14 protein-coding genes are annotated in these 18,758 nt (G+C 64.9%); 5 read left to right on the top strand and 9 right to left on the bottom strand.

Annotated features, from left to right (window positions below):
• Positions 1 to 7 precede the first annotated feature (7 nt).
• From DNK49_RS00475 to DNK49_RS00445, 7 genes are all read right to left on the bottom strand, one after another.
• Positions 8 to 1,141, bottom strand: coding sequence for a helix-turn-helix transcriptional regulator (locus tag DNK49_RS00475; RefSeq protein ID WP_110522359.1), 1,134 nt, complete (start codon positions 1,139 to 1,141; stop codon positions 8 to 10).
• 44 nt (positions 1,142 to 1,185) lie between these two features.
• Complete coding sequence (locus tag DNK49_RS00470) at positions 1,186 to 2,124, bottom strand: electron transfer flavoprotein subunit alpha/FixB family protein (RefSeq protein ID WP_110522358.1); 939 nt, start codon at positions 2,122 to 2,124, stop codon at positions 1,186 to 1,188.
• 8 nt (positions 2,125 to 2,132) lie between these two features.
• Positions 2,133 to 2,882: an electron transfer flavoprotein subunit beta/FixA family protein gene (locus DNK49_RS00465; RefSeq protein WP_110522936.1), complete on the bottom strand. Its 750-nt coding sequence runs from the start codon at positions 2,880 to 2,882 to the stop codon at positions 2,133 to 2,135.
• Between the two features lie 29 nt (positions 2,883 to 2,911).
• A complete protein-coding gene (locus DNK49_RS00460; RefSeq protein WP_110522357.1) occupies positions 2,912 to 3,361 on the bottom strand; it encodes a MaoC/PaaZ C-terminal domain-containing protein in 450 nt (149 codons plus the stop codon).
• A complete protein-coding gene (locus DNK49_RS00455) occupies positions 3,358 to 4,440 on the bottom strand; it encodes an alkene reductase (protein ID WP_110522356.1) in 1,083 nt (360 codons plus the stop codon). The genes DNK49_RS00460 and DNK49_RS00455 overlap by 4 nt, the downstream gene beginning before the upstream one ends.
• Positions 4,441 to 4,448: 8 nt before the next feature.
• A complete protein-coding gene (locus DNK49_RS00450) occupies positions 4,449 to 5,216 on the bottom strand; it encodes an SDR family NAD(P)-dependent oxidoreductase (protein ID WP_110522355.1) in 768 nt (255 codons plus the stop codon).
• A 156-nt stretch (positions 5,217 to 5,372) separates the two neighbouring features.
• Entirely contained in the window at positions 5,373 to 6,872 is a 1,500-nt protein-coding gene (locus tag DNK49_RS00445) for an FAD-dependent oxidoreductase (RefSeq protein ID WP_110522354.1), read from the bottom strand.
• 204 nt (positions 6,873 to 7,076) lie between these two features.
• Between DNK49_RS00445 and DNK49_RS00440 the strand changes: the two genes are divergently transcribed.
• The 5 genes from DNK49_RS00440 (at position 7,077) to DNK49_RS00420 (ending at position 14,237) form a co-directional block, all read left to right on the top strand.
• Positions 7,077 to 8,780 carry an FAD-binding protein gene (locus DNK49_RS00440; protein WP_243632189.1) on the top strand — a complete coding sequence of 568 codons (1,704 nt, stop codon included), beginning with the start codon at positions 7,077 to 7,079 and terminating at the stop codon, positions 8,778 to 8,780.
• Between the two features lie 23 nt (positions 8,781 to 8,803).
• Entirely contained in the window at positions 8,804 to 9,562 is a 759-nt protein-coding gene (locus DNK49_RS00435) for an SDR family oxidoreductase (protein ID WP_110522352.1), read from the top strand.
• 105 nt (positions 9,563 to 9,667) lie between these two features.
• Entirely contained in the window at positions 9,668 to 11,257 is a 1,590-nt protein-coding gene (locus DNK49_RS00430; protein WP_110522351.1) for a FadD3 family acyl-CoA ligase, read from the top strand.
• A 46-nt stretch (positions 11,258 to 11,303) separates the two neighbouring features.
• Positions 11,304 to 12,530, top strand: a complete 1,227-nt coding sequence (locus DNK49_RS00425) for an NADH:flavin oxidoreductase (RefSeq protein WP_110522350.1) — start codon at positions 11,304 to 11,306, stop codon at positions 12,528 to 12,530.
• Positions 12,531 to 12,587: 57 nt separating this feature from the next.
• On the top strand, positions 12,588 to 14,237 hold the full coding sequence (locus tag DNK49_RS00420) for a methyl-accepting chemotaxis protein (protein WP_110522349.1): 1,650 nt from the start codon (positions 12,588 to 12,590) through the stop codon (positions 14,235 to 14,237).
• 21 nt (positions 14,238 to 14,258) lie between these two features.
• Here the strand turns inward: DNK49_RS00420 and DNK49_RS00415 are convergent, their stop codons facing one another.
• Together DNK49_RS00415 and DNK49_RS00410 are read right to left on the bottom strand one after the other, a co-directional pair.
• A complete protein-coding gene (locus tag DNK49_RS00415; RefSeq protein WP_110522348.1) occupies positions 14,259 to 15,683 on the bottom strand; it encodes an efflux transporter outer membrane subunit in 1,425 nt (474 codons plus the stop codon).
• Entirely contained in the window at positions 15,680 to 18,757 is a 3,078-nt protein-coding gene (locus DNK49_RS00410) for an efflux RND transporter permease subunit (protein ID WP_110522347.1), read from the bottom strand. Before DNK49_RS00410 ends, DNK49_RS00415 begins: the two co-directional genes overlap by 4 nt.
• Position 18,758: the final 1 nt, after the last annotated feature.

Genomic DNA, 18,758 nt, shown 5'->3' with positions numbered 1-18,758 from the left:
CGGTCTTTCAGCTGCTCAGCGCAGCGACGCTGTTCAGCATGATCCGCACCAGTTCGGTCTGGCGGCGCACGCCTGTCTTGGAAAAGATCGAGCGCAGGTGCGCGCGTGCGGTATTGCGTCGGATATTGAGTGCCTCGGCAGCTTCCTCGAGCGACAGGCCATTGGCCAGCTCCATCGCCAGTGCGGTTTCTGCCGGGGTGAGGTTGAACAGCTGCTTTGCGGCCGCCATGCTGGCCAGCGATTTGCCGGCTGCGTCCCGGATATAGACTACGGCTGCAGGCTGGCCCTTGCCCTCCGCCCATTCCTGCGAAGGCACCGGCTCGACAACCACGCCCAGACTGACCTGGCCGGACGGGCGCGACACCGACATCGCCTGCGCGATCGTCGGCGGCGTACCAGCGTTGCGCACGAAGGCGTTGCGGATGAGTTGCTGCAATTCGCGGTTGTCGCTGGGGTAGGAGGCTTCGAGCCGGCCACCGACCAGCTTGAGCCCGTCATTGCTTGACAGCAACTCGCGTGCGATCAGGTTCTGTTCCAGCACCTTGCCACTTTCGTCGAGCACGACGGTACCGACCGAAAGCTTGCCGATTGCCTGCGAATAGAGCGCCCCCATCGACTCGCTGCGGTCCAGCAAATTGTGTACGTGCAGTGCACGACGAAGGTGCGGTAGCAGCATCTCGCAGCGCGCCCGGTCGACCGTGTCGAACTTTGACCCGGCTTCGCCCCGGGTGATGCGAAACCGCAACTTTCCGCCATCCGGAGTCGAGATGTCCGCACCCATCACATGAAATACGTCCTTGGGTGCGCACCAATGCAGGAAGTATGGCATCCGGCGCCATTCCGCCTCGGTCATCAGGTCTTCGACCGTGAATACCTTGTCCGTGGGCTGATTGACGAAAGGGGTGCTGTCGTGGCCATACGGGAGGTAGGTGACCCGGTCACCACCTTCCACGCCGACCGCGATCATCAGCCCCAGATTGCCTTCTTCCGGGCTGCGCAGGATCAGGGTGACGTAATTCGCCTGGAACAACGCGCGCAGCATCTCCAGCGCGTTCGGCCAGCCGCGACTCTCAAGCGAGGCGTCGTACAGTGCCGAGACGATGCGGTTGTATTCCGCGAGATCCAGTTCGATGTTGGCCAAAGCCCAATCCTCATTCAAGCCGCCGCAAGAGGCGGCACTCAGCCCTAAGCCAGTCCAGCAGTCAGCGCCGGCACTGCCTCGAACAGGTCTGCCACCAGACCGTAGTCCGCAATCTGGAAGATCGGAGCGTCCGGATCCTTGTTGATCGCAACGATCACCTTGGCATCCTTCATGCCCGCGAGATGCTGGATCGCTCCCGAGATGCCGACCGCGATATAGAGTCCCGGCGCAACGATCTTGCCGGTTTGCCCGACCTGATAATCATTGGGAACGAACCCCGCATCCACGGCAGCGCGCGAGGCGCCCAGCGCAGCACCCAGACGGTCGGCCAGGGGTTCGAGCAGGCGTTGGTAGTTCTCGCCGCTGCCCAGGCCACGACCGCCCGATACCACAATGGCTGCCGCACCCAGTTCAGGTCGCTCGGACTTGCTCAACTCACGCCCGGTGACACGTGACAGACCCAGATCCGGTCCCGAAGCGACGGGTTCGACCGGTGCGCTTCCCCCTGTTGCTGCCGGATCAAACGCAGTGGTGCGTACCGTCAATACATCCAGTGGCTGATCAGACTCTACTGCAACCAGGACGTTCCCGGCGTAAATCGGCCGCTGGTACCGGCCCGGCGCGTCGATGGCCACAACGTCGGAAATGGCGGCCACGTCGAGCAGGGCGGCCACGCGGGGGAGCAGATTTTTACCGAAACTACTGGCACCGGCAAGTATGGCCCGATAGCCGCCGCTACCGGCCATGCCCCGGATCAGCACAGCCAGGTTCTCCGCCAGCGCATCGGCGTAATGTGCGGCGTCGGCCTTCAGCACCCGGCGTGTGCCTGCCAGGCTTGCGGCCTGAGCGGCGGCCGCATCGCAACGGTGGCCAGCAACCAGGATGTCGACCTCGCCGCCGAAGCGGGTTGCTGCGGTAATGGCGTTCAGCGTTGCCGTTGCCAGCCGGGTGTTGTCATGTTCAGCAATGACCAGTGTCTTCATCGTTTGCCTCAAATTACCTTTGCTTCGTTACGCAGCTTGTTCACCAGCTCGGCCACATCGGCCACCTTGATGCCGCCTTTGCGCGCGGCGGGTTCGGCATGGCGGGTGTGACGCAGGCGTGGTGCGATATCGACCCCGAAACCGGCAGCCGGCATCACCTCCAGCGGCTTTTTCTTGGCCTTCATGATATTGGGCAGCGTGGCGTAGCGTGGCTCGTTCAGGCGCAGGTCGGCCGTCACCACGGCAGGCAGTTTCAATGCCAGCGTCTCAAGGCCGCCGTCGATCTCGCGGGTCACCGTGAGCGTTCCGTCGCCCGGCAGCACCTTGGAGGCAAAGGTCGCCTGTGGCCAGCCCAGCAGTGCTGCCAGCATCTGACCCGTCTGGTTGGCATCGTCATCGATCGCCTGTTTGCCGCAGATCACTAGTTGCGGCTGCTCCCGGAGGGCCACAGCCTGCAACAGCCGGGCCACTGCTAGTGGTTGCAGCTCGATGTCGCTTTCGACCAGGATGGCACGGTCAGCACCCATGGCAAGGGCACTGCGCAGCGTCTCCTGGCAGGCCGCGCCACCGCAGCTGACTGCAATCACCTCGCTGGCGGTACCGGCTTCACGCAGGCGGACTGCTTCCTCGACGGCGATCTCGTCGAAGGGGTTGATCGACATCTTCACGCCGGCCAGTTCGACCCCGCCCTGATCCGAGCGGACCCGGACCTTCACGTTGTAATCGACCACCCGCTTAACCGGGACAAGAATCTTCAAGGCATTCTCCATGCGGACAAGTTCGGGGTTCAGGCAGCAGCTTCGCGGCGCAGCATCACCACGTTGTTGTCGAAGCTCACCACCACTTCGCCCCGTTGATTGAAAAGTTCGAAACGCGATACCAGCACCCCGCGTTCGCGGCGGCTGGCGGGGCGACGGTCGATGTGGGTCACGCGCACCCGCAGCTCGTCGCCGACCACCCCGGGGCGATGAAAGCGCAGGTGTTCCCAGCCGCGTCCGGCAATGGACGCGGTGTCCTCATGGGCGATGCTGTGCGACAGCCGGATGGTGATCGACAGCAGATGGACGCCGGCCGCAAACAGTTCGCCAATCGGCGACCGCGCCGCGGCGGACTCGTCGACATGAGGTGGAAACGGATCCCATTCGGTGGCAAAGGCCTTGATGTTGTCGGCGGTCAGGCAGTAGCTTGCGGTCGACTCGCGCGGTGTGTGGAGAACCACATCTTCCCAATAGATCATGCGCTGACTCCTTCTGCTTCGGGATAATCGGTGTAGCCCGCGGCGCCTGGCGTATACAGTGTCCTGCGATCGAAGCGGGCCAGCGGCAGTCCGGCGCGCAGCCGGTGCACAAGGTCGGGGTTGCCGATGAAGTGACGAGCAAACGAGACGGCCACACCCTGTCCGTCTGCCAGCGCAGCCTCGGCCGTGCTGGCGTCGAAACCGTCATTCAGGATCAGACGCTCGCCAAAACTTGCGCGCGCCAGATCAAAGGCGTCAATCTCCGCGACCGGTGAACGCATCACATGTGCGTAAGCCAGGTCCAGCCCCGCAGCCTGTCGTGCCAGCTCGGCATGGGTCGCGGCGGAGTCTGCGTCGCGCGTATCGTTATAGGTGTTACCCGGATTGAAGCGTACGCCGACCCGGCCAGGGCCGATGGCATCGCTCATGGCCTGCAGGCATTCGACGGCGAAGCGTACGCGGTTGGCGACGCTGCCGCCGTAGCAGTCTGTGCGCAGATTGGTACCGGAGCACATAAACTGCATCGGCAGATAGCCACTGGTGCAATGCAGTTCGACGCCATCGAATCCGGCAGCCCTGGCATTGAGCGCGGCTTGTCTGTGTTCCTGTACAACCTGTCCGACTTCCTCCGTCGACAGTGCGCGCGGCGTGTCGAAGGACTGCATGCCATGATTGTCGGTAAATACTTCACCGCTGGCACGAAGCGCCGAAGCGGAGACGGTTTCCGCATCGTTACCCTTGATCAGGCGGCTGCCGATACGTCCCGCATGCATGATCTGCAGCACGATACGGCCCCCCCGTGCATGAACGGCCCCGGTCACCTGGCGCCAGCCGGCGATCTGCGCTTCGGTGGCGATGCCTGGCTGGCGGCAATAGGCCTGACCGTTACGGCTGGGCCATGCGCCTTCGGCGACGATCAGGCCGCAATCGGCCCGACGGGCGTAGTACTCCACCATCAAGGCGCCTGGCACGCCGTCCGCGTCAGCCCGGTTACGCGTCATCGGGGCCATGACAATGCGGTTGGAAAGCTCAAGCTCTCCGAGCTGCAGTGGGCTGAACAGGTGGGGCAGGGCGTTCATGACGCGACTCACAGCGCGGTGACCAGCACGGACGAACGGCCGCCGTCGACCGGCAGGCTTGCCCCGGTGATGTACGAGGCTTCGTCGCTGGCGAGAAACAGGATTGCGTTGGCAAGCTCCTCGGGTTGGCCGACACGGCCCATCGGGATCAGCTTCTCGGTGGTCCGCCGCGAGTTCTCGTCGGCCAGCATACCTGCGGTGGCCGGAGTCTCGACCACAGCTGGAATCACGACATTCACCCGTACGCCCTGGGCGGCGCCTTCGGCCGCGGCCGCACGCGAGAAGTTGTCGATCGCTGCCTTCGCCGCGGAGTAGCCGGCCATCCAGGGCGTGCCCAGCGAACCACAGATCGATGACACATTGACGATGGCTCCGCCCTTGCCCTTCATCAGCCGCATTGCGGTCCGCGTGCCCCAGAAGGTGCCATCGACCGAGGTGGCGAAGTTGGCATGCCAGTCGGTCGTACTCATGTCCTCAATGCTGCCCCAGGTGTAGGCCATCGCATTATTCACCAGCACGTCGAGACGGCCATGGCGCTGGGCTGCCGCTTCGAGCGCCGCAGTGAAACCGGCTTCATCGCTCACATCGGCAATCACCGCCTCGGCCTTGCCGCCGGTGGCGGCAATGTGGTCGACGACGGCATCGAGCGGGTCGCGACGGCGACCGCATACCACTACGGTCGCGCCTTCCTGCGCAAAGCGTCGTGCTGTTGCGGCCCCAATGCCGCTACCCCCGCCAGTGATGAATGCCACCTTGCCTTGCAAACGACCTGTCATCTTCTGTCTCCTCGTGGCGGGGCCCGCGTTGTGCCGGCATCCCGCGCTGATGCTGTGTTGGCTTAGGATGGTGCGGTTCCCGTCATGACTGCGGATACCGCCGGAATCTGTTCCAAGGGTAGGAAAGGCCGTGGGTGCCGCCATCGTCCAATGGGACTAGCGGCGCGCGGCAGCCAATCCGGCCTGGCGGCCGAAGAAGGTCGAGTCGCCCAGCGACATGCCCGAACTGTAGCCTTCGCCCCAGCGCGGAAGGCCACAGGCGCTGCGTCCGGCAGCGTAGAGGCCGGCAATGGGCTGGCCGTCGGCGTCCAGCACCTCGCCGCTGGGCAGGGTGTGCAGCCCGCCCATGGTGAAAGCGTGAGCCTTCAGGTCGCCAATGCAGTAACTGAGTGCGGCAAAGGGGGCTTCGGTCAGTGGGCGCAGCCAGTTTGTCGCCTTGTGAAACAAGGGGTCCCGGCCCTCGGTGGCGTGCCGGTTGAAGGTGGTGACGGTATGCACAAGGCTGTCGGCGGGCAGGCCGAGTTCGCGCTCGATTTCCGACCAGCTTTCGCCCACTGCGGCCACCTCGATGTCGGGCTGGATCACCGGGCGACCGAAAATCTCGTTATCGACCAGTAGCCAGGCCTTGCCTTCGGGCTGGCGCAGCACGTAGTGACCCACTCGGCCGTGATATGCGTCCTCGTTGATGAAGCGTTCGCCGCGTGCATTGACGAAGATGCCCTTCACCAGCGATTCAGGCGGAAAGAAGGGGATGGTGGCAAAGAACTGATCCATGTGGATCGTGGCGCCGCCCACGCTCATCCCCATGCGGATGCCGGAGCCGTCATCGTTGCCGCCGGACACGACCTCCGAGCAGGCGAGCGCCCCCGGGGCGAAGCGCGCTACCATGTCCCGGTTGACGATGAAGCCGCCAGCACACAGCAATACGCCCTTGCGGGCGCGTACGAATCGTTCGGCGCCGTCGATACGCACGATCACGCCGACCACGCGGTTCGTCTTGTCTACGATCAGGCTCAGCGCACGGGCGTTGCAATGTACGACTGCGCCCAGGGCTTCGGCACGCGCGCACAGTTTCTCCATCAGCACCTTGCCGCCGCCCCAGCCCTTGAACTGGGCGGTGTGACCGCGCGGCGCCGGCTTCGCTCTGGTGCTGAAGGGCCATGCTGCCTCGCTGCCCGACCACAGCAAGGTGTCGTCTGTGGTTGGTTCGATCCACTTTCCCGGCAGGTAGGTACCCTTGAACGGTACGCCCTGGGCCTCCAGCCAGTCGAAATGGGTTGCCGCATTTTCCGCGTAGACGCGCACGCGTTCCGCATCGGCGCCGGGGCCGCCAGCCATCATCAGATAGGTGTAGAGATCCTCGGTGCTGTCCTCGAAGCCGTGCTCGCGCTGTACCCGCGTGCCGCCACTGCCACCGACATACACCTCGCCGCCTGACCACGAGGCACTGCCGCCGGGCGCGGCCGCCACCTCAAACACATGGACATCGGCGCCAGCCGTACGTGCCTCGATTGCCGCGCAACTGCCGGCGGCGCCAAAGCCGATCACGGCGACATCTGTCTCGATATCCCACTGCGGTACGTCTTCGACCCGGCAGGGACGGGCAGGGCTGTGGCGTGGCGGGGTGTCGGTGGCGGGGGAGAGGGTCGTGCTCATCGGGGTTTCCTTATCGTGTGGGGCTGCATGGGTGTCTCCTCGCACGATGATCGGAGCCCGCGGCCCGCGCCGCATCCCTCGATTGGATGATGCCGCGCGCGCACCTCGCCACGACTTGCGTCTAGTCCGCATTGACGATGAAGCGCGCCGGGCGTGCCGCCACCATCGCTCACATTCCAACAAGATCAGGGGTGGAGCGTGAGCGTGCAAGATCAGTCACAGATGAGCTGGGACGTCATCGTTGTCGGCTCCGGTGCGGGCGCGATGACCTCGGCGGTGGTCGCCGCCGACCGCGGGCTGTCGGTATTGGTGATCGAGAAGAGCGACAAGTTCGGCGGCACCTCGGCGATCTCCGGTGGCGGTATCTGGATTCCAAACAACCACTACTTTGCGGCCAAGGGCGGCAAGGACAGCTACGAAAAGGCGTTGCAGTACATTCTGGCGGCGGGTGGTGGCAAGGCGGACGAGACCAAGGTGCGTGCCTACCTCGACCATGCGCCGAAGATGATCAAGTACCTCGAGGACGTGTCCCGGGTGCGCTACGCGGTGGCCGAGAAGTACCCCGATTACTACCAGCACCTGCCAGGTGCCCTGCCCGGCGGCCGCTCGCTCGATCCCGAACTGTTCGACACCAGCACGCTCGGAGATGAGCTTCAGAACCTGCGCCGGCCCTCGGCGTCGACGCTGCTGATGGGCCGCATTGCGTGGACCGCGCGCGACGCCCATGTCGCGATGGCCCGGGAGCGCGGCTGGCGCTTCAAGATCCTTGGCTTGATGCTGCGCTACAAGTTCGACCTCAAGTGGCGCAAGAAGAGCAAGTACGATCGCCGTGCCGGCCTCGGCAGTTCGCTGGTGTGCGCGCTGCGCGCCTCGCTGCTGGACCGCAAGGTACCGCTGTGGTTGAAGACGGACTTTCGCGACCTGGTGCTCGACGGCGACCGTGTGATCGGCGTCCGCGTGGAGCGCGAAGGCCGCGCGCTGACGCTGATGGCCCGCCGCGGCGTGATCCTGGGCGCTGGTGGCTTCGAGCAGAACCAGACCCTGCGCGAGAAATACCTGCCGCAGCCGACGAAGACCGCGTGGAGCGCCACCCCACCGGGCAACAACACCGGGGCCGCACTCGAGGCCGGCATGGCTGCCGGCGCCGCTACCGACCTGCTCGAATGGGCGTGGTGGGCGCCGACCATCGCCGTGGTGGGCGAGGACAAGCCGCGCGGCGTATTCGCCGAGCGCGCCTTTCCGGGCGCGATCGTGGTCAATGCGCTCGGCAAGCGTTTCTGCAACGAGGCTCAAGGCTATCTCGAGTTTGGCGACGCCATGTACAAGGACCGCGATGCTACCGGCGGCAGGAATGTGCCGGCGTGGTGCATCTTTGATGCCCACTTCCGCTTCAACTATGCGATGGGTCCGCTGATGCCGGCGCAGATCATGCCCGACAGCCGGCTGCGCAAGGAATGGCTCGGTAGCGTGTATTGGAAGGCTGACACGCTGGACGAGTTGGCGCGCCAGATTGGCGTCGATCCGGCCGGTCTGCAGGACACCGTGGCGAAGATGAACGACTACGCCCTGACCGGCAAGGATACCGATTTCGGCCGTGGCGACAACGTATTCGACCGCTACTACGGCGATGTCAATGTCAAGCCCAATCCCTGCCTCGCGCCGATCCGTAAGGGGCCGTTCTACGCCATGCGGATGGATGCGGGCGACATCGGCACCAAGGGCGGGTTGCTCACCGATGCCCATGCCCGCGTCGTGCGTGCCGACGGCTCGCCGATCGAAGGCCTTTACGCCATCGGCAACACTTCTGCCTCGGTGATGGGGACGGCCTATCCCGGCGCGGGTGCCACCATCGGCCCGGCGATGACCTTCGGCTACATCGCCGCCCACCACATTGCGGCTGCTGCATGACCGCGCAACAGGAGACTGGATCCATGGCAGGAAGAATCGAAGGCAAGGTCGCGCTGGTGACCGGTGGTGCAAGCGGTGTCGGGCGTGCGACGGTGGAGCTGTTTGTCGCAGAGGGCGCGCGGGTGGTGTTCACCGATCTCAACGTCGATGCGGGCGAGTCACTGGCAGCTGCGCTGGGGGCGCGGACCTGCTTCATTCGCCAGGACGCGGCCTCGGCCGCCGACTGGGATCGGGTGAGTTCAGCGGTACTGGAGCGCTTCGGCCGGCTGGATATCCTGGTCAACAATGCCGGCATCCTGCTCAAGGGGTCGATCGAGGAGGCCACGCTCGATGACTGGCAGCGGCTGATGCGGGTCAATGCCGACAGCGTGTTCCTGGGTTGCAAGGCAGGCGTGGCGCTGATGAAGGACCACGGTGGATCGATCATCAACATGTCGTCGATTGCCGGCATCGCCGCCAAGGAAGACTACGCGGCCTACGGCGCCTCCAAGGCAGCCATTGCCGGCCTGACCCGGGCGGTTGCCGCACAGTGCCGCAAGGGCAAGTACCGCATCCGCTGCAACTCGATCCACCCCGACGGCATCATGACGCCGATGACCGCGGCCTCCTACCCGAAGGGCATCGATCCGGCACGCTTCACCATCGATGCCGATCCGATGAACCGTGCCTGTCTGCCCGAGGACGTGGCGGCCGCCATCCTGTTCCTTGCGGAGGACGGCTCCAGAGCCGTCAATGGCATCGAACTGCGTGTCGACAGCGGCCAGTTCGTCATGAGCATCTGAACGCCCCCTGGGCCGGGCTGTGCCCAGCCCGCCCCCGAAGGGGCAAGGAAACCTGGGGCGGCCCGGCGTTGCCTCGGGAGCCGACGCAACATTTCTGGAATCACCATGACTGCACAATTTGTCCCACCCCTTGCCCGCACCTTACCGGCGCTCGTCATGGAGGCGGCGCAGCGCCACGGCAAGCGCATCTTCATCGAGGACGGCTCGACGCGTATCGACTATGCCGGCTTGCCGGCCCAGGTATTTGCCGTCAGCCGGGCCTTGATTGCCCACGGCATCCAGCCTGGTGACCGGGTCGCGATCTGGGCGCCCAACCGTGCCGAGTGGATCATCGCGGCGCTTGGCATCCACTGCGCCGGGGCTGCGATGGTGCCGATCAACACCCGGATGAAGGGCGCCGAGGCGGCCGACATCATCGAACGCAGCCGCAGCCGCATCCTCTTCGTGGTGGACCGCTTCCTCGATGTGGATTACCCCGCGATGCTCGCAGCCTGCCGTCCGGCAACGCTGGAGAAGGTGGTGGCAATCGGGCAGGCCGGTGCTCATGCCGACTGTGAATGGGCGGGCTTTCTGGAGAGCGGTCAGGCGGTCAGCGAGGCGCAGGCACGCATGCGTGCCGCGGCCGTTCGCCCTGATGACATGTCGGATCTGATGTTCACCTCTGGCACCACCGGCCGTCCCAAGGGGGTGGTCAGCGCTCACCGCCAGATCATCCAGGCCTTCATCGAGTATGTGAACATTGCGGGCATCCGGACCGGCGATCGCTATCTGATCGTCAATCCCTTCTTTCATACCTTCGGCTACAAGGCCGGCTGGGTCACCTGCCTGATTGCCGGGGCAACCGTGCTGCCACATCCGGTGTTCGACGCCGAGGCGGTGTTCCGTCGTATCGAAGCCGATCGCATCAGTGTATTGCCGGGACCGCCGACGCTGTATCTGTCGATGCTGGCCCACCCCAAGCTGGCGCAGACCGATCTGTCCAGCCTGCGGGTGGCCGTTACCGGCGCGTCCACCATTCCGCCGGTGCTGATCGAGCGTATGCGGCGCGAGCTGGGCTTCGAAGTCGTACTCACTGCCTACGGGCTGACCGAGTGCGGCGGCCTGGCCACCATCTGTGCGGCCGATGACGACGCCCAGACTGTGGCCTTGACCAGCGGCTATGCCATTCCCGGTACCGAGGTGCGCATTGTCGATGCCGGCAATCAACCGCTGGCAGCGGGCGAGGCGGGGGAAATCTGCCTGCGAGGCTTCCACGTCATGCAGGGATACTTCGAGGATCCCAAAGCCACCGCCGAAACCATCGATGCAGATGGCTGGCTGCATACCGGCGATGTCGGCACCCTGGATGCGCGTGGCTATCTGCGCATCACCGACCGGCTCAAGGACATGTTCATCGTCGGTGGCTTCAACTGCTACCCGGCGGAAATCGAGGCTGCGCTCACGGCTCATCCCGCGATCGCTCAGGTTGCCGTGATTGGCGTGCCTGACGAACGCATGGGTGAAGTGGGCTGCGCCTGCGTGGTGCTGCGTCCCGGGCAGGTGGTGGATGAAGCCGGCTTGATCGCCTGGTCGCGCGAGCGCATGGCCAACTACAAGGTGCCGCGCTTCGTGCGCTTCTTCGACGTGTTGCCGGTGAACGCATCGAACAAGATCGCCAAGAACGAGCTGCGGGCACAGCTGCGTGTTCCTGCGTGAACCTGCTGCACCTCCGCTGTGCTTGCATCGATTTCAAGAGGATTCCATGAACGACGACAACCGGCTGTTCGCCCCCTTCAGGCTGGGGCCGATCACCCTGCGTAACCGTTTCATCCGCGCGGGTGCCAACGAGGGGATGGTGATCCACGGGGCCCCCAGCAAGGCCTTGGTCAAGCACCACCGCGACCTCGCGGCAGGCGGGGTCGGCCTGACCACGGTGGCCTACGGCGCCGTTGCCAAAGTGGGGCGCACACTGCCCAACCAGGTGTGGATGCGGGCGGAGATCCTTCCGGACCTCAAGGCCCTTGCCGATGCGGTCCATGCCGAGGGCGGTGCGATCTCCTACCAGTTGACCCATGGTGGATCCTTCGTGACCTCGCTGAAGGTGGATGGGCCAACGATGAGCGCATCCGGCGGTTTCAACAAGGCCGGTTTCATGCGTGGCAACTTTCGCCAGCGCAGCATGCGCCGGGACGACATGGAGCAGGTCATCGAGCAGTTTGTCCAGGCCGCCGAACTGTGCCGACAGGCAGGGTTCGACGCGGTCGAGATCCATATGGGGCATGGCTACCTGCTCAATCAGTTCATCTCGCCGCTGTCGAACAAGCGCAAGGATGAATACGGTGGCAGTGCCGAGAATCGTGCCCGTTTTCCGGTGGAGGTGCTGCGACGGGTGAAGGACAAGGTGGGGCACCAGATGGCGGTGCTGGCCAAGATCAATGTTGCTGACGGTGTGCCCGGGGGCGCGACCGCAGACGATGCCATCGTTACCGCCCGGCTGTTGCGGGATGCCGGCGCTGATCTGCTGGTGCTATCTGGTGGGCGCAATATCGAGTCGGGCTGGTTCATGTTCGGCAGCAACTTCGACATGGCCGAGATGCAGAAGGTCCTCAAGGGCAGCTGGCTGACCGGCCTGATGATGAAGCTGTCCCAGCTTGGCACGCCTCGAGTGAACTTCCGCGAGATGTACTTTCTCGAGCATTCCCGCCGCATCCGTGCTGCCGTCGACATGCCTCTGGGCTATCTGGGCGGCGCGCGCTCGCTGGCCAATGCCGAAACCGCCCTTGCCGAAGGGTTCGACGCGGTGGTGATGGCGCGGCCCCTGATCCACGATCCGCAGCTGGTCAACAAGTTCCGGCGCGGGGAGGTGAAGGCATCCGGTTGCATCAACTGCAATCGCTGCGTGCCCTACATCTACCACCCCGGCGGCACCCTTTGCGTGCTCAACCTGCCCAACGACGCGGCGCTGAACCGCGTGCGCGCGGCGGACTGATTCACCCTGCCCGGCGCGGTGGTCCGTCGCCGGCACATCACCATCGGAGGGGCAAGCGTGCGCAAACTCACCATTGCACAGCGTCTGTGGATCTGGGCCGCCGTTGCCGGCGTGCTGTTCTTTGCTGCAGTCGGGTTCGGTTGGTACGGGCTTCATCAAGCCAAGGAAGCGCTGCGTGCGGTTCATGAGGTCAATCTTGCGGCGCTTGGGCGTCTCGAGGCGATCCAGTTGCGCCTGCTGTCCAACCGGCGGCTCGTGCCGCTTGCCTTCCAGCTCGATCCCGAGGGCGGCCTGGCGTCTGCTCATGAGCGTCCGTTGTCCCATTATCTGGAGCAGATCGACCGCAACACCGCTGAAATCGGTGCACTGTTGCAGGCGCAGCGCGAACAGTTGCGTGACGCACGTGAGATCGAGCTGTTCGAGACCTTCGAGGCAAATTACCACGCGTGGCTGACGCAAGTTGACGATGTACTCGCCTCGCTGCGGACCGGCAGCTTCCGGCTGACCTACATGAGTGCCTTTGTACAGGGGGGCGAGCCAGCGGGTGATCTGGCCGGTGAGGCGCTTGCGGCACTGCATGCCCATCAGAATGCGCTGACGGCCGAGCTCTACCAGCAGGCTCAGGTGCGCTATCAGGCAACGATCAGTGCGTACTTTGCGTTATCGGTGTTCGGCACCGTGTGTGGCGTGATGATTGCGCTGAGCACGCTGCGCCGTCTGCGTACGGCCTTCGATGATGCCTCGCGGGTGGCACGGGCGATTGCCGGTGGCGACCTGACCGTCGCCGTACCACGCTCAGGGGCAGACGAGTTTGGCGTGTTGCTGGGCGAGATCGGTCAGATGCGGGATAACCTGCACGGTTTGGTGGATGACCTGCGCCGTGAGGTCAAGCAGCTCGGTGTCGAGGCGCGGCAGATGTCGGGCATCGCCAGTACCGCATCAGATCATGCGCTGTCGCAAGAGGATGCACTGGCCCGAATGTCGGAGGCCGCCAGTGCATTGGTCCATTCGATCGATCAGGTCGAGGCTCACGCCAGTCTGTCGCTGAAGACCACTGAGCGCTCCTCTGCACGTGCCGAGGACAGCCGTCAGTTCATCCGCAGCATGGCAAGCGAGATGCACCGCGTCTCCGAAGTGGTCGACGCCACCGCGTCCCAGGTCGAGGAACTGGAGGTCCTGTCCCAGCAGATCAGCGGTGTGGTGCAGGTGATCCGGGAGGTGGCCGAGCAGACCAACCTGCTTGCGCTCAATGCCGCGATCGAGGCTGCGCGTGCAGGTGAGCAGGGCCGTGGCTTTGCGGTGGTGGCTGACGAAGTGCGCAAGCTCGCCGAGCGCACCGCCAGCTCGACGCAGGAGATCATCATGACCGTTGGCTTGATTCAGGACCGCACCCGCAATGTCGCATCCGGCATGAAGCAAGTGGTCGAGCGGGTGGCCAGTGGAGAGAGCCTGTCGCGCGAGGCGGAGGTGTCGGTCGAGAGCATCCGCGAAGGCACACATGCGGTGTTCGAGGCGGTGGGCAGCATTGGCGAGCTGATCAAGGCCCAGGCCGAATCCACCCGTGAGATCGTCCGCCGCATCGACACCGTATCCAGTGGAACCGGCGATCTGTCGGCAAGTGCCAGCCGCAGCGCGCAGTCGGCAGCCGGGCTGGACGCCCTGGCCCGCACGCTGGATGAGCTGTCGGGCCGCTTCCGCCTCGCTTGAGTGGGCGTCCGGGGTCGCCTGTCAGCCCTGCATGCCGGGCTGGCCGCCCCCCAGCGCCCGGTAAAGTTGCACCACCGACTGATGCAGGGCGCGGGTGGTTTGTGACAGCCCGATCTCGCTGTCGAACAGTTGGCGTTCGGCGTCGATCACCTCGAAGTAGCTCGATATGCCCGCAAGATAGCGGGCGTTGCTGACTCGCAGGCGCTCGCGGTTGGCATGGACCACCGCGCGGTTGGCATCGCGCTGACGGCTCAGGTGCTCGAACGCCGCCAGCGCGTCGCTGACCTCACGAAATGCCTGGCGGATCGTGGCCTTGTACTGCTCGACAAGGATGCGCTGTTGGGCTTGTGCAGCATCGACGCCGGCCTGCAGCCGACCACCATCGAACAGGGGCAATCCGATTGCGGGCTGCAGCGACCAGGCATGGCGGCCGCTGTCGAACAACTGGTTCAGGTCGGTGGTGGCAAAGCCGAGCAGCGAAGTCAGCGTGATCCGTGGCAGAAAGGCTTTGCGCGCCGCTTCCAGATTGGCACCCGCGGCAAGCAGCGACGCTTCGGCCGCGCGCAGGTCGGGGCGCCGCTGCAGCAGGTCTGCAGGCAGGCCTGCGGTCACCTGTGCCGGTGGTCCCAGGTCGTCCAGCCGGGTGTGGCGTTCTATGGTGCCCGGGTTGCGGCCGAGCAGCACGGCAAGCGCATTTTCGGCCTGTGCGATGCGGCGAGCCTGGTCGGCCAGCGCCTGCTCCGACCCGGCCAGCAGGGACTCTGCCTGGCGGACGTCCAGGATCGACGATACGCCTTCATCAAAGCGCGCACGGGTCAGGCGCAGCGCCTTTCGCCGGCCGTCCAGGGTGCGCAATGTGATGGCATGCTGGGTGTCGAGGTCGAGCAACTCCAGGTACAGTGATGAGACCTGGGCGATCAGGCTGGTGCGCACACCGTCGGCCAGCGCCGCGTTTGCCAGCACCTCGCGGCGTGCAGCTTCGGCGCGTGCAGCAAGCCGTCCCCACAAGTCGATTTCCCAGGCTGGCAGTGACAGACCCACCGACGCATTCTCGCTGATCCGGTTTTCATTGGGGTCAAAGCCGGGCATCTGCTCGCGGGTGGCAGCCGCGGTGGCGTTGATGCCGGGCAGGCGTGCTGCACGTTCCACGCCATACTGTGCGCGGGCAAGCTCGATGCGCTCGATTGCGATCCGTAAGTCGGCGTTGGCGACCAGTGCTTCCGTTATCAGGGCGTGAAGTTCAGGCACCGGCAACAGCGCATTCCAGGGCAAGTCCGCCAGACTGGCTGCCGACGCGCCCGCAGTGCGTGGCCAGGTTTCTGGCACTTCCGGTGCGGGAGGCGCATTGCTGGTGGATTGACAGCCGGCGAGCAGCGCGGCGGCCAGCAGGCTCAGTCCGAGGCGGGCGGCGTGGGGCACGGCGGGGCGCCTTGTGGGTGGGGTCATCGGGTCGTCTCCGGCGGGTTGAGCGGGAGCGTGCTCGCTTCATCGCTACGGATGCGGAAGAAGCCCGCATATAGCCACGGCACCACCACCAGCGTCAGGCCGGTGGCGAAGGTCAGGCCGAACATGATGGTCACCGCCATGCTGTGAAAGAAGGGGTCGACCAGTAGCGGTGCCACGCCCAGCACCGTGGTCGCCGCCCCCAGGAATACCGGTCGGGCCCGGCTGGCCGATGCGTCGAGCACTGCCTGCATGCGCGGCTTGCCTTCGCGTATCTCGACGTCGATCTGGTCAACCAGCACGATCGCGTTCTTGATCAGCATGCCGGTCAGGCTCAGGAAACCCAGGATGGCCATGAACTCGAACGGCGCCTGGAACAGCAGCAGGCCCGCGGCAACACCGACCACCGCCAGTGGCACGGTCAGCCAGATCACCGCGGTCTGACGCAGACCGTTGAACATGACGATCACCGCAACCACCATCGCAGCGAAGCCGAATGGTGCGGCCGCAGCCAGACCTGCGTTGGCTTCGGCCGATGCCTTGTGCTCGCCGTGCCATTCCAGGACATAACCCGGCGGCAGCGGAATGGCCTCGATCTGCGGACGCAGGCGTTCGAACAAGGGTGCAGACAGTTGCCCGGCAGGCGGATCGCACTGCGCCTTGATGGTCGGGAAGCGGTTTTCGCGCCGGATCAACGCATCCTCCCACACCGTGTCCACGCGCTCGACGAACTGGCTGACCGGCACATACTTGCCCGCCGTCGGGCTGAACACCTGCACATTGCCCAGCGCTTCTGCGCCGCTGCGTTCGTCTGCCGGTGCCCGCGCCAGAATCGGGATCAAACGTTCGTGCTCGCGATACACCCCGATCTGGCTGCCTACATAGTTGCGCTGCAGGGCCGCTGCAATGTCAGAAGGTAGCACCCCGGCACGTTGCGCTGCCTCAAGCGAGATGCGCGGGCGCACCACGGGCACGGCCTGGCGCCAGTCGTCCTGGATGGCCAGCGCCTCCGGGTCGGCTGCCATGAGGGTCTTGGCTTCATCGGCAAGACGGCGCAGCACGGCAGGATCGGGTCCGCGAAAGGCGGCCTCGATTTTCTTGCCGCCGCCGCGACCCAGCATGAACTTCCATACCTTTACGCTCGCATCGGGAAAGGCTGCTTCGAGCTCGGGCTGCAGACGATCGATCAGGCCTGCAATTGCGGCGAAGTCGTCAACATCCACCAGCAACTGGCCGTAGGCCGGGTTGGGGTCTTCCGGGCTGTAGGTCAGCATGAAGCGCAAGCCGCCCTGGCCGATGAAGCTGGTGACGTGACGGACGCCGGGCGCTGCCTGAACCTTTTCCTCTGCCTGGGCGATCATGGCCGCGGTGCTGTGGATGTCGGTGCCCTGCGGCAGTGACAGGTCGACGACGAACTGCGGTCGTGCCGAATCGGGCATGAAACCTGGTGGAACATGGCTGAAGGCGACAATGCCGGCCATCAGCAGCGCCACCAGCACAAGGCCGCTGAGGACGCGGCGTTCAAGTGTGGTTTGCAGCAGGCGGCGGTAGGCGCGCAGCATGTGGCCCTCCTGCGCGGCGTCGTTAACCCGGGCCTTCAGGAAGGCAGCGCACAGCAGTGGCGTCAGCGTGATCGCAAACAGCCACGACAGCAGCATCGAATACAGGATGACCCAGAACAGCGAGCCGGCGTACTCGCCCATGTCGGAAGGCGACAGACCGATCGCACTGAATGCCAGGATGCCGACGACCGTACCGCCAAGCAAAGGCCAGATTGTGGCGCGTACTACGGCACCGGCCGCGGTGGCAACCTGTTCCCCTTTCTGCAGCCGCACCAGGATGCCATCCGTGACGACGATTGCATTGTCCACCAGCATGCCCAGTGCAATGATCAGGGCACCCAGCGAGATACGCTGCATGGCGATCCCGTCCATCAGCATCGCAATCAGTGTGCCGGCGACGGTCAGCACCAGCACCGCGCCAATGATCAGCCCGCTGCGCAGGCCCATGAACAGCAACAGCACCACCACCACGATCGCCACTGCGGCCACCAGATTGTCGACGAAGCTGGCGACGGCCAACCGCACCGAGTCCGACTGGAAGGATACGACGTTGAGTTCCATGCCGACCGGACGCTGACCTTCGAGTTCGGCCAGCCGGCGTTTGACTGCATCGCCCATCTCCACGACGTTGCCACCCAGCACATTCGATACCCCCAGACCAATTGCCGGGCGCCCGTCGTAACGCATCAAGGCGCTTGGTGGGTCGATGTATCCGCGGTGGATGTCGGCCACGTCGCGCAGCCGCAGCAAGCCGCTTCTGGCGTCACCGGCCACCACCAGTTCGCCAAGGTCTTCCACCGACACGATCGAATCGGCAGCCTGTATCTGCAGGCGCAGCGAGCCGCTGTTGACCGCGCCGGCCGGGGTCACCACGTTCTGCGCCCGCAGCGAGGCGTAGATGCTGTCGAGCGGTACCCCAAGTTGGGCCGCTCGTGAATGCGAGATCTCGACGTAGATGGCCTCCTTGTGCTCGCCCAGCAGTGCAACCTTGGCCACGCCCGGCACCAGGACCAGCTCGCGGCGCAGAAAGTCGACATAGTCGTAGAGCTGGCGGGGGCTGTAGCCCTCACCGGTCACCGCGTAGAACAGCGCAAACACGTCGCCGAAATCGCCTTTGACCACGGGTTCGGCTGCCCCTGGAGGCAAGGCGCGCGCCGCTTCGGCAATCTTGCTTCGCAGCTTGTTCCAGACTTGATCCAGCTCCGCCTGGTTGCGCGAGAAGGCGAGCCGGGCCTTAACCTTGACCAGCGACTCACCCGCACGCGATACCGAGGTGACTTCTTCCACCTCCTGCATCTGCTGTACCGCACCTTCGATCAGATCGGTGATCTCTTCAGCCACCTGAGCAGGTGAGGCACCTGGGTAGCTGGTGACGACCACCGCCTGGCGGATGACGAACTCCGGGTCTTCGAAGCGGCCCAGGCGTTCGTAGGCCAGCCAGCCACCAGCCAGCACCAACACGGTGGCCAGCCAGGCGACGACGGATTTGCGGAGGGTGTATTCGGCAATATTCATC

Source organism: Parazoarcus communis SWub3 = DSM 12120 (assembly GCF_003226565.1).
Classification (GTDB): Bacteria; Pseudomonadota; Gammaproteobacteria; order Burkholderiales; family Rhodocyclaceae; genus Parazoarcus; species Parazoarcus communis.
This window is presented reverse-complemented; position numbering and strand designations above follow the sequence as displayed.